Origin of the sequence: Pedobacter sp. MR2016-19, assembly GCF_014947265.1 — a bacterium.
GTDB lineage: Bacteria > Bacteroidota > Bacteroidia > Sphingobacteriales > Sphingobacteriaceae > Pedobacter.
In genome coordinates this window covers 207,734-223,364 of record NZ_JADCNK010000005.1, presented here as the reverse complement: position 1 = coordinate 223,364, position 15,631 = coordinate 207,734, and the positions used below count along the sequence as shown (strand labels likewise).

Below are 15,631 nucleotides of genomic sequence, written 5' to 3'. Positions count from 1 at the left end.
ATCATGAAAAATAAAAAACTATATATACTAGCCATTCTGGCAATTGCATTTTCATCTTGTAATAAAGAGCTCGATGATGTGAATATTAATCCGAATGCTCCAGAAATTCCACAACCCGATTATTTACTTACTGGCACTACTAAAACTACAGCCGATACGTACTGGGGGGTAACCAATAATATGAACTCGAGCTTGCTTTTTGTACAACATTGGGCTAAGGTTCAGTATACCGAAGAAGATCGTTTTATCTTTTCGAACAGTAGCTTTACCTCTTTATGGTCTACTGGATACGCACAAAGTATTGCTGGCTTTAATAAAATTATCGAATTGGGCGATGCACAAGGCAATCCAAACTATAAAGGAGTTGCACTTGTATTAAGGTCGTGGGTATTTTTATTACTTACCGACGCTTACGGGGATATACCATATTCACAAGCTGGAAAAATTAAACAGTTTGTTACGCCAGTTTACGATAAACAAAAGGATGTTTATTATGGTATTCTTAACGATTTAAAGACTGCTCAGGCAGCTTTGGATCCAGCTTCAGGAAAAGTTATAAGCGGAGATGTGATTTATAGCGGCAATATTGCTTTATGGAAAAAGTTTGCCAATTCTTTACGTCTTCGCATCGCTTTACGCATTGCGGATAAAGAGCCAGCTAAATCTAAGCAGGTAATTGATGAAATACTTGCAGAAGGTGGCACTTATATTAATAGCAAATCGGAGAATGCACAACTTTTCTACAGTGATTCGCCACAGCAAAATCCGTTAGCAGCATCATTCGAAACCAGGAATGATTACCGGATCAGTAAAACCATCGTAGATAAACTTTTTGCGCTAAATGATCCAAGACTACCAGTTTATGCAAGCAAAACTGATAATGCAACACCTCAAACGTACGTAGGTATTCCGAACGGCTCAACAAATTCAGAAGCCAGTGCAATAGGTTTGGCAAATTCCTCAAGACCAGGAACTTATTTTTTAGCACCAAAAGCACCTGCTGTGATTTTTAGCTATGCCGAATTGCTTTTTGATAGGGCTGAAGCTGCTGCGAGAGGCTTTACTACCGAAAATGCAGCTGATCTGTATAAACAGGCCATCAGGGCATCATTTGATCAATACAGTATAGGTGGAAGTGCTGTTGATGATTATATTAATCAGGCTTCAGTACAATATGATGCTGGTAATTATAAAAAATCAATTGGTGAGCAAAAATGGATTGCTTTGTTTGGTCAAGGATTGGAAGCCTGGGCCGAGCAGAGAAGATTAGATTATCCGCAATTAACTGCATCTGTTAATACCGTTTTGAGTGGTAAAATTCCGGTGCGTTTTATCTATCCTGGTACAGAACAATCTTTAAACGGACAGAATTATAAAAATGCGGTAAGCAGTCAGGGTGCTGATTTATTAACCACCAAACTTTGGTTTGATGCTTTTTAATGCCGTGATACAATGTTATTAAGTTAAGAATTTTTAACCACAGATGCGCACAGATAAACACGGATTATATCTGTGTGCATCCTTTTTATCTGTGGTTAAATTATAACTATAAACAAAAAACGTCCCGGTTTTAAATCGGAACGTTTTTTTATCAGAGAAATAGATATTTAGCCTCTTCAGGCTCTTTATTTCTACAAGCTATTCATCTGGATAAATCTTCTGCGGCATTACTTACCCTTGTTTTCAGGTCTTCCGTATAACCTTTTGCTTTATCTGCCCATTGTGGTGCACGATCCAATAATTCGTCAACGATAGATTGTCCGGTAATTGGATCTTTCTTCGTGATATATTTTACGCCTGCATATACTGCAGCGCCAATAATTGCTGTTTTTAAAATTCCCATGTTCTTTTCTTTTTTAGTTAAACATTTTGAGTTCGTTAAAAGTTTTAGACGATTCTAAATAACTGTTGTTACAAATCGGCTTAATTGACGATGCAGTAAACGTGTTATTTTTTAACAAAAGCACGTAAACAACAGAGAATTGCGATCATATTAATCTGTGTCTCCTGGTAAATTATGCATCAGCGTGGTTGATTAAAAACCAACTGATAAACATAAATCAATCTTGATAGCGGCCATAAACTTGGGTAACAGAGGTGAACCGATCAGATCAGGATCAAACATGTAAGCCGAATCCGCCAAAAGAACACCCGAAGTTAGTGAAGATGATGGGCCAGGTTGGTAGATTAATTATAAACCGTTATTTTAGGCAAGGTTACAGAATGGGAACCGGGTATTTAAACCTCAAACCATAAATTAATCAACTCTATACCGATAAACATTATTGAAGACACAAATGAACGGATCACATCAAACTAAAGTATACTTCAGGCTGGGCGCATTGGCAATGGCCATTTCTCTTTTTTCCATGGCTAATAGCAAAGCGCAGACCATGATACCTATCGAAACGGCCCATAATGCACTGGTTTTACAGGCCGATGCAAAAAAAGATGTGAATACCATTTTTTTTGGAAAAAAACTTAGCAATAAACAGGAATATGCCCAGGTTAATGATCAGTATAAGCAAACAGAAGATTATACCGGACAGTTAAATTCGGCTTATACACCATCTGGAACTAGAAATCTGGTAGAGCCTGCCATTAGTGTTACCCATGCCGATGGCAATAATTCGCTCGATCTGAAGTATGTAGATCATACCGTTACCGCAATTGATGATAATGTAAGTTTATTAAAGATCAGGTTAAAAGATCCGGTGTACAATTTCGAAGTAACACTGTTTTATAAATCTTTTTACAAGCAGGATGTAATAGAGCAATGGACAGAAATTAAACACAGCGAGAAAGGTAATGTGGTATTGCATAAATATGCTTCGGCCAACCTGCATTTAAAATCGCCGCATTTTTGGCTGAACCAGTACCACGGTGATTGGGCAAAGGAAATGCAGCCTGAACAAAGTGAAATAACCCATGGAATTAAAACCCTGGACAGCAAACTGGGTACAAGGGCAAATCTTTTTCAGCCCTCGGTTTTCATGATTTCGATGGATAAACCTGCAGAAGAGAACGCAGGCAATGTTTTATACGGCGCTTTGGAGTGGAGCGGTAATTTTAAGATTGATCTGGAAGTCGATTATCAGAATAACCTGCGCATTATTGCAGGGATGAATAATTATGCTTCTCCGTACAGCTTAAAACAGGGCGAAATTTTTGCAACCCCGGCGTTTTTGTATACTTTTTCTGATCAGGGGAAAGGCGATGCAAGCAGAAAATTGCAGAATTGGGCACGCAACTATAAGATATTAGATGGTAAAGGCAGCCGCTTAACACTTTTGAACAATTGGGAGGCCACTTATTTCGATTTTAACGAACAGAAACTGGCCGAGTTGTTAAAAGATACCAAAAAACTGGGCGTCGATTTCTTTTTGCTTGATGATGGCTGGTTCGGAAATAAATATCCACGTAATGATGACCATGCGGCTTTGGGCGATTGGCAAGAGAATAAAAAGAAACTGCCAAACGGTATCGCCTCATTGGTAAAAGAAGCCGATAATGTTGGAACACGATTCGGGATCTGGATTGAACCTGAAATGGTGAGTCCTAAAAGTGAACTGTACGAAAAACATCCGGATTGGGTGGTGAAACAACCAAACAGACCTGAATACTATTTCAGAAACCAATTAGAACTAGATCTGAGTAATCCGAAAGTACAGGACTTTGTTTTCGGTGTGGTGGATGATCTGTTTACTAAAAATCCGAAACTGGCCTATATTAAATGGGATTGTAATGCTGTAATTTACAATGCATACTCTGCACACCTAAAAAATCAATCTCATTTTTACATTAATTACGTAAAGGGATTGTATAGTGTACTGCAAAGAATCCGCGCAAAGTATCCAACTGTACCGATGATGTTATGCTCTGGTGGAGGTGGGAGGGTGGACTATGCTGCCTTACAATATTTTACAGAGTTTTGGCCAAGTGATAATACCGATCCGTTAGAACGCATATTTATGCAATGGGAATACTCTTATTTTTACCCTGCGATCAGCAGCTCCAACCATGTAACCGATTGGGGAAAACAGCCAATAAAGTTCCGTACCGATGTTGCCATGATGGGTAAATTGGGTTTTGATATTGTGGTAAGTAAACTGCCTGAAAAGGAACTTCAGTTTTGTCAGGAAGCCATTAAAAACTATAATGATGTGAAAGGCATTATCTGGCAGGGTGAACAATATCGTTTGGCCGATCCGCGCGGCGGCAGTATAGCTTCGATGTTGTATGTAAACGATCAGAAAACGGAAGGTGTAATTTTTAATTACCTGGTTAATTACCGTTATGGCGAAGGCAGTAAATATCCGGTTAAATTGAATGGGTTGGATGCAGCAAAGAAATACCAGATCAAGGAGATTAACTTGTTTCCTGGTACAAAATCGCCTATTGATGGCAACAAAACCTATACAGGAGATTTTTTAATGACGGTGGGTTTCAACCCGGTTTTAAATACCAATAGAACAAGTGTAGTGCTGAAGTTTGAGGAGGTTAAATAAATTAACTTATTTCTTTAAGTCGGTTACATTTAATATGGAATTAAAACTACACTGTAACTTTAACAATTTCATAATACTGGCTAATCATCTTACTAATAACAACGGTTCATATTTGTTTAACAAGGCGAACCAAATAATAAGAAGATTTAAGCACAATGATATGAGACTGATTTCTTGCGTAGCGCTATTAATGGTTATTCCGGCAATTGGGCTTTTAACCAAAGCGAATAAATTTACTGACAAAAAAAAATCCTGATGTGCCAGTACAAGAACAGGTTGTAAATGACTCAGCTTCATTTACATTGTTAAATCGTGATGGTGCGCCTTCTAACTTTGATCATAACCCTACTGTATATTCAACTGATTACCGATTGAGCTTTCATAGCTCAACTAAGGGCGGTTATTTACAATTAGTAAAATAAAGTAGCTCGGTTGCTTTAAGAGAATAAATAGAAGATGGTTCATGAAAGTGTTTTTGTTCACTAATAATCAGTTCACATGTTCGCTGGTCAGCTATCTTGCTTTGGGGAGATTGTATTTTAATGGCGATTTTACTTTAGACGCTGTCATTTTGAACTTGTTTAAACACCTCAGGGTATTTAGCAGGTCTTTCTACTACCTCCATTTATACATAATAGAAAGGCTGGTCAAGACGATACCCCGAGGCTACTTCAAACTCCCAATTACTTCCCTTCCCACCAGGTTAATGGAAACTTTATTTCATCAACAGAGCTTGCAATCATATCTGGTTTAAAAGCATAATGTCCTAAAGTATCCTTACTTGATATGCCCGAGAGTACTAAAATGGTTTTATAACCCATCTGTACACCTCCCTGTATATCAGTTTCCATAGTATCGCCAATAACGGTAGTATCACTGGTTTCTAATCCCAGGAATTTACGTGCCGAACGCATCATCACCGGACTTGGTTTTCCTGTAACAAATGCTTTTCTGCCCGTTGCTTCTTCAATCATGGCTGTAGTTGCAGCGATTCCCAAATTATTCCATCCTGGTTTTTTGGGTGATGGATCTCTGTTCGTGGTGATAAATTTAGCCCCCGCTAGAATCATATCAACTGCGCGTTGAACCATTTCCAGCGTGAAGTTTCTGCCTTCTCCCAATACCACAAACTCCGGATCGGTATTGACCAAAGTAATGCCATGATCGTGCAAACTGCTTAATAAACCACCTTCTCCCAATACATAAGCGGTACCGTTCGGACTTTGATCTGAAAGGAATTTTCCAGTAGCCATCGCACTGGTATACACATGGCTTTCTTCTACTTTAATACCAAGTCCTTTTAGTTTTCGAACTACCTCTAAAGCAGTTCGTTGGCTGTTGTTGGTCATAAATGCGAAAGGAATATCTTCATCAATTAAGTTTTTAATGAATTTATCAGCGCCAAATATTAATTCTTCCCCGCTATAAATCACCCCATCCATATCTATTAATAATCCTTGTTTCATATGTTTTGTAGATTTAATCTGTTTATGTGCAAACTTAATATTTTCTTGTTCAACCAATGTTAAAATAAAGTCTTTTGAATAGTCAGTTTTTTGGCCAAAATTATCAGGTGTATTTAAATCGTATTCTTTCTTGTGCATTTTATTTAATAAAAAATAATTCCCGGGCTGTAGCGTATCCTCAATTTGTACCGTATTCATGAAAAATCAAATTATGAGGAACGCCTTTAAAGTAACTTTCACCTTTTTAATTGCATTAAGCACTTTGAGCGCTTGCAAAAAGAAAAACGATAATCCAATGGATTTTACCATAGATGCACAAAATTTAACCTCTTGCACCGAAGGAAACTGTTTGTTTGAGTATGTTAATTATGCAGCAATGGCGGATCAGCAGACGGCACTTACAACTGGGCAATACCGGATTTTTCTGGCTACGAAGAGTAATAACTTCAGCACCACGAGGGTATATATTCAAGCACCTATGCAGGATGATAAATTTTTATTAACTGATGCTGATATCCTGGCCGGAAAAGTAAAACATCTGTTTTCTTGTGCTTCATGTGATTATATTAACTTAACTCCAATTGCAGGTACTGTTAAAGGAATTAAAGTAGCTAACATTAATACATCAGCAGAAAAATGGCTGTTGGATGCTCATATTGTTCTTGCTGCCGAAAAATCTAAAAAACCTGTAGATACCATCCACATTAAACAATATTTTAATTTAGCAGTGAAATAGATGCGGCGCTTATGTAATGTGATAATTTAAATGTACATAGGCGCCATTTTTCGCCAATAGTGGGGTCGGTGTGCATTACTCTCCCAGGTATGAAATTGGTTGGGTACACCTTTTTCCCACAACAAACTGCTAAGATGCTGGTTTCCGCTTAAAAAAGGATCAGTTTCACCTACCGCTAGAATTATTTCCATCTCTCTAACTGCAGATAGTAATTTATCATCGTTAAGGTTAGCGATATACTGCGCTGGCATATTAAAATAAACCTTATCGTTGTGAAACCCGTTCAGCAGGTCTCTGAAATCGCCGATATTGTCTGTAAGGTCATATCTTCCACTTATACCGACTGCTTTTTTAAATAACCAGGGGTATTTCATAGCCAGGTTTATAGCATGGTAAGCGCCCATGCTACAGCCAGCAGTTGCTACGTAATTGCCATTATTTTTCTGATAGATAAGCGGTAATACTTCTTCGAGAATATATTTTTCATATTGTAAATGCCTGTCTATCCGTACCGATGGAAATACTTCATCGTTATAAAAGCTTTCTCCATCTATACTGTCCACACAGAAAATCTGAAGTTCACCATTTTCTATCTGCGTATTTAAAGAAGCTATAATTCCCCAGTTTTCGTAATCGTAAAACCTGGCCATACGGGTGGGGAAAAAGATAACTGCCCTGCCGGCATGACCGAAAACAAGGAGCTCCATGTTCCGTTTAAGATTCTGGCTGAACCATTTATGATATTCCCTGTTCATCGCGTTAATTCTTTATAGGAAAATTAAGGCATCAATGTTATCAGAATATTAATTAAACGTAATGATTAACCTAATTTTTCTTTAACAGTATCGGCCCATAAACGATAACCTTCTTCACTAAGGTGCAGTCCGTCATGATCGTAAAGTACAGGGTTTGGCAGGCCATCTTTGTTGAGCATTTTCTTAAAAACATCAATAAATTTCCAATGGCTATTAAGTTTAATAATTTCGCTTTCGATGAGGTTATTGGTGTATCTAAACTGATCGGCCATTTGCCAACGGGTAAGGCTGGGTTTTAAGGAAATAAAATAACAGGGCAATATGCCAAACCGCTGGTTCACTTTAACCATTAACTGCTGGAAAAAGATAAATATCTCCTCAGGGTTTCTCCCATCACCAAGGTCATTATCGCCTGCATATACCACAAGTGCCTTCGGCCTGTAGTCTATCATAATCCGCTCAAAAAACCATACACATGCTGCTAATGTAGAGCCGCCAAAGCCTAAATTAGTTACTTTCATATAATCAAAATCATCTTCGAGGCTGTTCCATAACCGAATAGATGAGCTGCCATAAAAAACAACCCCTGGATGCTCCCGATCCAAGCGATGCGCCCTTTCCAATTGTTTAACTTCTTCTTCGTACCAGTACATATCGTTAAAGATAAAAAGATCTGCCTTTTGAAGAATGGATTGAATATTAAGTTTATGTTATCAGCTGTAGGTTCAATAGTTTATTGGTCTTGAATGCATATTACCCAAGGATAAGAACATTAAGTTAGGATGATCTACCTTAATGTCCTAAACTTCTTAATGGTTAGTTGATGTTAAGTATTTTACCATTAAGGGAATAATAACATCAAGTTAGGATGATCTACCTTAATGTCCTAAACTTCTTAATGATTAGTTGATGTTAAGTATTTTACCATTAAGGGAATAAGAACATTAAGTTAGGATGATCTACCTAATGTCCTAAACTTCTTAATGGTTAGTTGATGTAAAGTATTTTACCATTATGGGAATAAGAACATCAAGTTAGGATGATCTACCTTAATGTCCTAAACTTCTTAATGGTTAGTTGATGTTAAGTATTTTACCATTAAGGGAATAAGAAAATGAAGTTTGAATCATTGCTCTTAACTGAATAGTTAAGAAATTAAGAATATAAGCTAAATTGTTTCAGGTCTTCCCATTTTTTTTAAAATACGGTAATGGGAGCGGAGTGCCGAAAGGAAAGTGGTGTTTTCGTGGTAAGGCAATCCAAATTCTAGTGCAGTTTGTTTTACAATTATGGAGATCCGGCCATAGTGTACATGGCATATTTTAGGGAAAAGGTGGTGTTCTATCTGTCGATTCAATCCACCAAGAAAAAATGCTGAGATTGGCGATTGCGTTGCAAAATTGGCTGTAGTACGCATTTGGTGTTCGGCCCATGCCTCTTCCATATTGCCTTCTGCATTGGTTGTTGGAAAAGTTGTTCCTTCCACCACATGAGCCAGTTGAAAAACAAGTCCCATGGTTAATCCTTGTGCCATGTGCAACACGACGAAACCGATTGCAACCTGCCACCATGAGATCGACATCACCAATATCGGCAAACCAATAAAAATAAAATAGTAAAGAAATTTATAGAAAAAGAGGTTAAAGTATTCAATCTTAGGATGTTTGTTCTGGCAGGCACCTACACTTTTCTGGAAAAATTTTTTATAATCTTTACGAAAGACCCAGGAAAGCGAAGCCAGACTATAGAGCGGAAAGGCATACCACTGCTGGAATCGTTGATGGGGTTTTAATTCATCCTCCTCGCAGATCCGTATTAAACCCGGTGCCACTTCAATATCTTCATCATGACCGGGGATATTGGTATAAGTATGGTGCACTACATTGTGCGTAATGTTCCATACATACGGACTAGCCCCAACCATATTAAAAAGAAAGCTAAAAAATGAATTGGTGCGTTTAGCACTCGAAAACGAACCGTGGATGGCATCGTGGCAGATATTAAAACCAATAAATGCACAAGTTGCGCCAAGTAAAATGGTGAGCCCTAAAAGTATAGCGCTATGCAAGTTTAAAAGGAGTATTGAAAAGTAAAGTACCAGAAATATGGTAAGGAAAAGAAAGGCTTTAAACCACATCAATAAATTGGCATTGATGCTTCTGTTGTTTTCTTTAAAGTCGTTGTTTACTCTGCGGCGAACTTCCGAGTAAAATGTATTCCCTGCTAAACATGGGAATTTTGCTTTTGATTTCATGATCTTGTGCGATAATCTACCCCATGTACGAGGTTGATGCTCCAAGTTCATTAAGCTTAATGTATAACCTGGCCAATTAGCCAAGCTTAGTTATAAACGTAAACTATTGTGTTTTAGTTTTTGGCGAAGATAGTAAATTAACGGTGATGCATTCGTTAACTTTTAAATTAAAACATTTCTTGCATCCTGAAAACAAAAGGCATGCAAACTTAGCCTAACAATAGTTGTTTGGAAATTAAAATAAATAGAAACAAAGACTACTCGCTGTAGTTCCTCTTAGTAGCAGCATAAATATGGTACCAGATGTAAAGAATCCATATTAATACCACCGTGCTATAAACCAATTCGGCTTCAAATGAATCCCTGGTAATAAACAACGCAATGGAGGAGATCAGGGCAGTCAGGAAGAAATAATGAATATTTTTCATAACGTACTGATTTGGTGAATACTGTATGTAGTAAATATAATGAAATGCATGCTATAATTCAAGTTTTATTTGAAAATAATTGCCTGAATGTGATGATAGCGATCGTTTTTTACTTTTAAGATACTTTTGCTTGTAATGTTTAATGGTTTTTCACTGAATTATGTCGCAATTGTGGCTGTTTTACCGATATTTATTTGGTAGAATGTTTAATTCGACTTTTTCTGCGACAGTTTGTAGAGATTACGGTGTTGGTTACAAATGAATTAAAACGACACAAAATTGTGGCAATAAGGAATTTATATTTTTTGTAAGTTTACCTCACACAAACTAACCAGGAACAATAATACACCAATGATTAAATTTTCTTTAAGCTTAATTTCTTTTACGCTAGTTTTTTTTGGATTAAAAAACTTTTTTAGTGAATCAGAGATACAACGCGTATCGCCACCCGAACTAACAATCACCAATTTTGCCGGACCCGATGTTACACCTAGCCCAGCCTGTTTAGCTGTAGCACCAACCGGAGAAATATATGTTGGTGTTGATATGATCGGCTCTTTAGGTAAAGATCCTGGTAAAGGGCATATCCTTAAATTGATAGATAAGGATAACGATGGTAAAATGGATGAACATGTAGATTTTGCCGAAGTGGATAATCCCCGGGGTATTATTGTTCAAGGTAGCCAGGTTTATGTATTGCATACCACTTTTTCGAAAGAAACAAAACAGGCTACAGGCATGAATTTAGTTGTTTTTGAAGATAAAGATGGTGATGGAAAGGCCGATGGACCTGAAAAACCACTTATTGAGCATATCAGTAATGCCAAATATATTCGCGAACGTGGTACCGATCATGCAACAAATGGCATAAGAATGGGGATTGATGGATGGATTTATATTTCTGTAGGAGATTTTGGATTCCACGACGCGATAGACCGTTCAGGTAAAAAACTAACCATGTTAGGTGGCGGAATTATGCGTGTTCGTCCTGATGGAACTGAAATGGAAGTCTATACACACGGCACACGTAATGTTTATGATGTTGCGATTGATCCTTACATGAACGTTTTTACCAGGGAAAATACCAATGATGGTGGCGGATGGAATGTTCGTTTCTCGCACCACATACAATCTGGTGAATACGGTTACCCGGTTTTATTTCAGAATTTTACCGACGAAATTATACCTGCACTGGCTGATTTGGGTGGAGGATCGGGTACCGGAGCATTGTTTATGGATGAACCGAACTGGCCTGAACAATATAACCATGTGCCAATGATGGCCGATTGGGGCAGAAGCATGCTTTATATTCACAGAGTAACTGCTGATGGACCAACCTTTACACAGAAAGACGAAGAGTTTATAAAGCTACCTCAAATTACCGACCTTGATGTAGACGGTTCAGGAAGACTATATTTATCAGCCTGGGATGGTGCAGGTTATTCTGGTAGTCCGAATAAAGGCTACGTTGTTAGGGCAGTACCCAATAACTGGACATACAAAGCTTTTCCGGATGTTAAGAAACTTTCCATTAAAAAATTAACAGAATTATTAAAATCTAACAGTGCGGTAGCCCGTTTAACTGCTTCACAGGAATTGGTTTTGCGGAACAATAAACAAACTATTACAACTGCTCTAAAAGTTGCTTCCGATCAAAGTTTAGCGCTTGACGTGCGTATAGCCGGTATGTATACCTATGCACAGCTCACCAAAGAAAGTGGTATCGCAACTTTAGTTGAATTTACCAAAGATAACGCCTTAAAGGAGTTTGCCATAAAAGCACTTGCCGATCGTAAAACCTACATTGGCAAAGTGCCTGTTGAACCATTTTTAGAAGGATTAAAGGATGCTTCACCGCGTGTTCAGGCGGCTTCGATTATTGGTTTAAACCGTTTGGGCAGGGCAGAGGTTGCCAATGTACTTTTACAAACCAAGGTTCCTGCTTCATTTACAGCACCAGCAAAAGGTACTGAAGGTCCGCATGCTACGCCAAATGCAGCCATTATATTGCCACACCTTGCGGTACGTGCTTTGGTTGAGCTCAATGCCGTTGATGCGCTGCTCGCTGCGGTTAAAACGGAAAACTCAACACTTGCACTTTGGGCATTACGCTACATGCATACCGAAAAAGTGGTTAACGGACTAATTGAAAACTACAAACAATCGACAGATGAAAAATTAAAACAGCAGATTCTGGTTACCTTAGGTCGTTTGTATAAAAAAGAAATTGCCTATGATGCTTCCTGGTGGTGGGGTACACGTCCGGATTCACATGGGCCATACTTTAAAGCCGTTTCGTGGGAAGGTTCTCCAATTATCGAGAAATTCTTGAAAGAAGAGGCTACAAAAGCAGGAGCACAGGGAAAACAATTTTACGTTGATTTAAATGCCCGCCAAAGGATGGATATCCCTGAATTTGCCGAAGAAGAAAAAGTAGCTGCGGCAGAAGAACCAAAAATTGATTTGGATAAAATTAAAAACAAAAAAGGTCAGGTAGGTAAATCATCTATAGAAGATGTATTATTAGCTATCAATAAATTACAGGGCGACCCTTTAAAAGGAAAAAATATTTTCAACAGTCAAGGCTGTATTGCCTGCCATAGCTTGAGCAAAAGCGAGAAAATGAAAGGTCCTTTTATGGGACAGATCGGCTCGATCATGAACCGTGAGCAGATTGCAGAATCGATATTAAAACCTAATGCTTCAATTTCTCAGGGATTTGCTTCGGTAATGATTACCGCCAAAGGCGACCGTACGTATATGGGGTTTATTACTGAAGAAACCGCTGCTAAAGTGGTGCTTCGTAACATTGCAGGGGAAGTTTTCACCATTAAAGCAGGCGATATCCTGTCGAGAAAAGAAATGGAAACTTCGATGATGCCGGAAGGTTTGGCTAATTCATTATCATATGAAGAACTGGCTTCTTTAGTTACCTTTTTATCAGAACAGAAAAAATAATAAGTAATAGCATTTCCGGTAGTATATCGATCGGAAATGCTATTTTAATTTCAGGTTGCTGCTAATAACAATTCCTGCGGATAATAATAATTTCCCCATGAACCAACTGAAAGATATAACTGGAAATACTCACCGACTTAAAAATCGCAATGCGGTATACCAGGCCAGACTTTTTATCAAAAGTGATCTCCTCACCGATATAAATCTTATCTAATTCTTTTACAGTCGTTTCTACAGTTATCAACATGTATTGGTAACATTGCCAAATCGGTCTGGTTTTGAGAAACTGGTTTATTCTTATTCCTTAAAGGAGTATTTTTAACTCACTGGTCATTGGTTCAATGGTTCATTGTAGAAGGGTAGTCATCTTGATCCGATAGCTATTGGATATAGCGCAGCAGAATGGAAAGATCTATTCAGACAGATTTTGCTTCGCAGAATCTTCCGTTGTACCCCGCTCGAAATGAAGATAACTCTAGTGATTTTTAATCATAAATTAATTGCTGTCACTCATGTTTATCGTTCAAATAGATTAATTTATTCCAAATTATCTACTAACCCTTCTACTCCGCTCAGGGTGACAAACCGAAGAAGGTTCAATCTTCTTTCAACTCCAGGCTAATCGACTTCCGACTATGGACTTTTTTTGTTATTTCCCGGCAATTTTTATAATAAAACTCGACGAGTTGTTTTGGTTTAAAAAAACAAAACCTACATTAGCGATTAAATCTATGTATCTAGTCGATGAGCAGATCGGCCAGGTTTGACCACCAGCTATGGATAACCATTTTTTTGAACAAATATTTAAAAACCCACTTGAGCAGCACAATATACCACCGAATGAAGTAATATCGAAATGGGCCGAAAAACTGATCCAGGTACTTTTTCCAGAAAATGCGGCTAAAGCCTTTTCAACGGTTGAGGAAGTTAAAGAGCAGGTTTCTGCTTTAGAACTCGAACTTTATGATATTATTTCGGCAAGTTGTAAATTAAGGAACAGCGAGTGTAAAAATGCAGCGGGTCAGTTTTTTGCAGAACTGTCATCGCTTTACCGTGTATTGAATACCGATATCCTGGCCATTTATGAAGGCGATCCGGCGGCTCAGAGCAGGTTCGAAGTCATCAGGACTTATCCCGGTTTTTATGCCATATGTTTCTACAGAATTGCCCACATGCTTTATAATTTCGGCATACCACTTGTTCCGAGGATACTGACCGAATACGCCCATTCTAAAACAGGCATTGATATCCATCCGGCGGCCAGCATTGGCGAATACTTTCATATTGACCATGGAACGGGAATTGTTATCGGAGAAACCAGTACAATAGGCCGTTATGTCAAGCTTTATCAAGGGGTAACACTTGGTGCTTTGAGTGTTAAAAAAACATTGGCGGGCAGCAAACGCCATCCTACGGTAGAAGATAGGGTAGTTATCTATTCAGGTGCGACCATACTGGGCGGAGAAACCGTCATTGGGCATGATAGTATCATCGGGGGGAACGTATGGCTTACCGAAAGTATCCCTGCTTTTTCTACCGCTTATCATTCGCCAATAATTACCATTAGAAACCATAAAGAAACCAATTAATATATTAAAATATGCCAGGAATAATCGATCTGATCGGAAATACGCCAATGGCCGAACTTCAAAAGCTGAATATTAACCCGGCTGTACGGGTATTTGCCAAATTAGAAGGAAATAATCCAGGCGGTAGTGTTAAAGACAGGGCGTCGCTCAATATGATCAGAAGTGCAATAGAACGTGGTGATGTAGCCACCGGAACTAAACTGGTGGAGGCCACAAGTGGTAATACCGGAATTGCATTGGCCATGATTGCAAGTTTATATAATTTAGAAATTGAACTGGTGATGCCGGCAAATTCTACACGAGAACGTAAGGTAACTATGGAAGCCTTTGGTGCAAAAGTGACGTTATTAGAAAGTATAGAAGAATGCAGGGATTATGCGGAAGAAAAAGGCGTTTCAAAAGGGTATTTTTTATTAAATCAATTTGCAAATCCAGATAATTACCTGGCGCATTATAAAACAACCGGACCAGAAATATGGAGAGATACCGAAGGGCAGATCACGCATTTTGTAAGTTCTATGGGAACAACAGGGACCATTATGGGCTGTTCGAGATTTTTTAAGGAAAAAAATAATGATATTCAGATTGTAGGCTGTCAACCTACTGAAGGATCTTCTATTCCAGGGATTAGAAGATGGCCAACAGAATACCTTCCAAAAATATTTGAACCAGAACGTGTTGACCGTGTGATGGACATTGCGCAGGAAGAAGCTACAATGATGTCGAGGAGGATGGCCAAAGAAGAAGGTTTATTTGCCGGCATGAGTTCGGGCGGTGCCTGTGCAGCAGCTTTGAAACTTGCTGGCGAGCTAGATCAGGGAACCATCGTTTTTATTGCCTGCGATCGGGGAGACCGCTACCTGAGCAGCGATCTTTTTGGTTGAGCATAAATCATTAATGTTGCCGGGCTTCTCAAAGGGTTTTTCTATGTAATCTT

The 15,631-nt window shown here is 38.5% G+C and carries 13 protein-coding genes; 6 read left to right on the top strand and 7 right to left on the bottom strand.

Annotation, left to right across the window (positions count from 1 at the left end; genetic code table 11):
- Positions 1-3: 3 nt before the first annotated feature.
- Complete coding sequence (locus IM793_RS09830; protein WP_193420861.1) at positions 4-1,440, top strand: SusD/RagB family nutrient-binding outer membrane lipoprotein; 1,437 nt, start codon at positions 4-6, stop codon at positions 1,438-1,440.
- 202 nt (positions 1,441-1,642) lie between these two features.
- Here IM793_RS09830 and IM793_RS09825 read toward each other — a convergent pair whose 3' ends face one another.
- Complete coding sequence (locus tag IM793_RS09825; RefSeq protein ID WP_121284928.1) at positions 1,643-1,843, bottom strand: YtxH domain-containing protein; 201 nt, start codon at positions 1,841-1,843, stop codon at positions 1,643-1,645.
- A 454-nt stretch (positions 1,844-2,297) separates the two neighbouring features.
- Between IM793_RS09825 and IM793_RS09820 the strand changes: the two genes are divergently transcribed.
- The gene (locus tag IM793_RS09820; protein WP_227256200.1) at positions 2,298-4,508 is read left to right on the top strand and encodes an alpha-galactosidase; all 2,211 of its coding nucleotides are present in this window, start codon (positions 2,298-2,300) and stop codon (positions 4,506-4,508) included.
- 683 nt (positions 4,509-5,191) lie between these two features.
- Here IM793_RS09820 and IM793_RS09815 read toward each other — a convergent pair.
- Positions 5,192-6,172, bottom strand: coding sequence for an HAD-IIA family hydrolase (locus IM793_RS09815; protein ID WP_227256199.1), 981 nt, complete (start codon positions 6,170-6,172; stop codon positions 5,192-5,194).
- Between IM793_RS09815 and IM793_RS09810 the strand changes: the two genes are divergently transcribed.
- On the top strand, positions 6,171-6,710 hold the full coding sequence (locus IM793_RS09810) for a hypothetical protein (protein ID WP_193420859.1): 540 nt from the start codon (positions 6,171-6,173) through the stop codon (positions 6,708-6,710). The two genes, IM793_RS09815 and IM793_RS09810, sit on opposite strands and share 2 nt — an antisense overlap.
- A gap of 26 nt (positions 6,711-6,736) precedes the next feature.
- On the opposite strand, the gene IM793_RS09805 is transcribed toward IM793_RS09810, so the two are convergent.
- The 4 genes from IM793_RS09805 to IM793_RS09790 all read right to left on the bottom strand — a co-directional run bounded on the left by IM793_RS09805 (position 6,737) and on the right by IM793_RS09790 (position 10,147).
- Positions 6,737-7,417: an esterase family protein gene (locus IM793_RS09805; protein ID WP_227256198.1), complete on the bottom strand. Its 681-nt coding sequence runs from the start codon at positions 7,415-7,417 to the stop codon at positions 6,737-6,739.
- 113 nt (positions 7,418-7,530) lie between these two features.
- A complete protein-coding gene (locus tag IM793_RS09800; protein WP_193420855.1) occupies positions 7,531-8,118 on the bottom strand; it encodes a GDSL-type esterase/lipase family protein in 588 nt (195 codons plus the stop codon).
- 515 nt (positions 8,119-8,633) lie between these two features.
- The gene (locus IM793_RS09795) at positions 8,634-9,719 is read right to left on the bottom strand and encodes an acyl-CoA desaturase (RefSeq protein ID WP_193420853.1); all 1,086 of its coding nucleotides are present in this window, start codon (positions 9,717-9,719) and stop codon (positions 8,634-8,636) included.
- 257 nt (positions 9,720-9,976) lie between these two features.
- Positions 9,977-10,147 carry a hypothetical protein gene (locus tag IM793_RS09790; protein ID WP_193420852.1) on the bottom strand — a complete coding sequence of 57 codons (171 nt, stop codon included), beginning with the start codon at positions 10,145-10,147 and terminating at the stop codon, positions 9,977-9,979.
- Between the two features lie 351 nt (positions 10,148-10,498).
- On the opposite strand from IM793_RS09790, the gene IM793_RS09785 reads away from it, so the two are divergent.
- Complete coding sequence (locus IM793_RS09785) at positions 10,499-13,105, top strand: PQQ-dependent sugar dehydrogenase (protein ID WP_193420850.1); 2,607 nt, start codon at positions 10,499-10,501, stop codon at positions 13,103-13,105.
- Between the two features lie 61 nt (positions 13,106-13,166).
- Here the strand turns inward: IM793_RS09785 and IM793_RS09780 are convergent, their stop codons facing one another.
- On the bottom strand, positions 13,167-13,352 hold the full coding sequence (locus tag IM793_RS09780; RefSeq protein ID WP_121284921.1) for a hypothetical protein: 186 nt from the start codon (positions 13,350-13,352) through the stop codon (positions 13,167-13,169).
- Between the two features lie 529 nt (positions 13,353-13,881).
- Between IM793_RS09780 and epsC the strand changes: the two genes are divergently transcribed.
- Both epsC and cysM read left to right on the top strand, forming a co-directional pair.
- Positions 13,882-14,694: a serine O-acetyltransferase EpsC gene (gene epsC / locus IM793_RS09775; protein ID WP_193420848.1), complete on the top strand. Its 813-nt coding sequence runs from the start codon at positions 13,882-13,884 to the stop codon at positions 14,692-14,694.
- Positions 14,695-14,705: 11 nt separating this feature from the next.
- Complete coding sequence (cysM, locus tag IM793_RS09770; protein WP_193420846.1) at positions 14,706-15,578, top strand: cysteine synthase CysM; 873 nt, start codon at positions 14,706-14,708, stop codon at positions 15,576-15,578.
- Positions 15,579-15,631: the final 53 nt, after the last annotated feature.

Excerpts from the sequence above, each read along its gene's own strand:
- IM793_RS09830 (WP_193420861.1), top strand. The coding sequence starts at position 4 with ATGAAAAATAAAAAACTATATATACTAGCCATTCTGGCAATTGCATTT.
- IM793_RS09825 (WP_121284928.1), bottom strand. The coding sequence starts at position 1,843 with ATGGGAATTTTAAAAACAGCAATTATTGGCGCTGCAGTATATGCAGGC.
- IM793_RS09820 (WP_227256200.1), top strand. The coding sequence starts at position 2,298 with ATGAACGGATCACATCAAACTAAAGTATACTTCAGGCTGGGCGCATTG.
- IM793_RS09810 (WP_193420859.1), top strand. The coding sequence starts at position 6,171 with ATGAAAAATCAAATTATGAGGAACGCCTTTAAAGTAACTTTCACCTTT.
- IM793_RS09815 (WP_227256199.1), bottom strand. The coding sequence starts at position 6,172 with ATGAATACGGTACAAATTGAGGATACGCTACAGCCCGGGAATTATTTT.
- IM793_RS09805 (WP_227256198.1), bottom strand. The coding sequence starts at position 7,417 with ATGGAGCTCCTTGTTTTCGGTCATGCCGGCAGGGCAGTTATCTTTTTC.
- IM793_RS09800 (WP_193420855.1), bottom strand. The coding sequence starts at position 8,118 with ATGTACTGGTACGAAGAAGAAGTTAAACAATTGGAAAGGGCGCATCGC.
- IM793_RS09795 (WP_193420853.1), bottom strand. The coding sequence starts at position 9,719 with ATGAAATCAAAAGCAAAATTCCCATGTTTAGCAGGGAATACATTTTAC.
- IM793_RS09790 (WP_193420852.1), bottom strand. The coding sequence starts at position 10,147 with ATGAAAAATATTCATTATTTCTTCCTGACTGCCCTGATCTCCTCCATT.
- IM793_RS09785 (WP_193420850.1), top strand. The coding sequence starts at position 10,499 with ATGATTAAATTTTCTTTAAGCTTAATTTCTTTTACGCTAGTTTTTTTT.
- IM793_RS09780 (WP_121284921.1), bottom strand. The coding sequence starts at position 13,352 with ATGTTGATAACTGTAGAAACGACTGTAAAAGAATTAGATAAGATTTAT.
- epsC (WP_193420848.1), top strand. The coding sequence starts at position 13,882 with ATGGATAACCATTTTTTTGAACAAATATTTAAAAACCCACTTGAGCAG.
- cysM (WP_193420846.1), top strand. The coding sequence starts at position 14,706 with ATGCCAGGAATAATCGATCTGATCGGAAATACGCCAATGGCCGAACTT.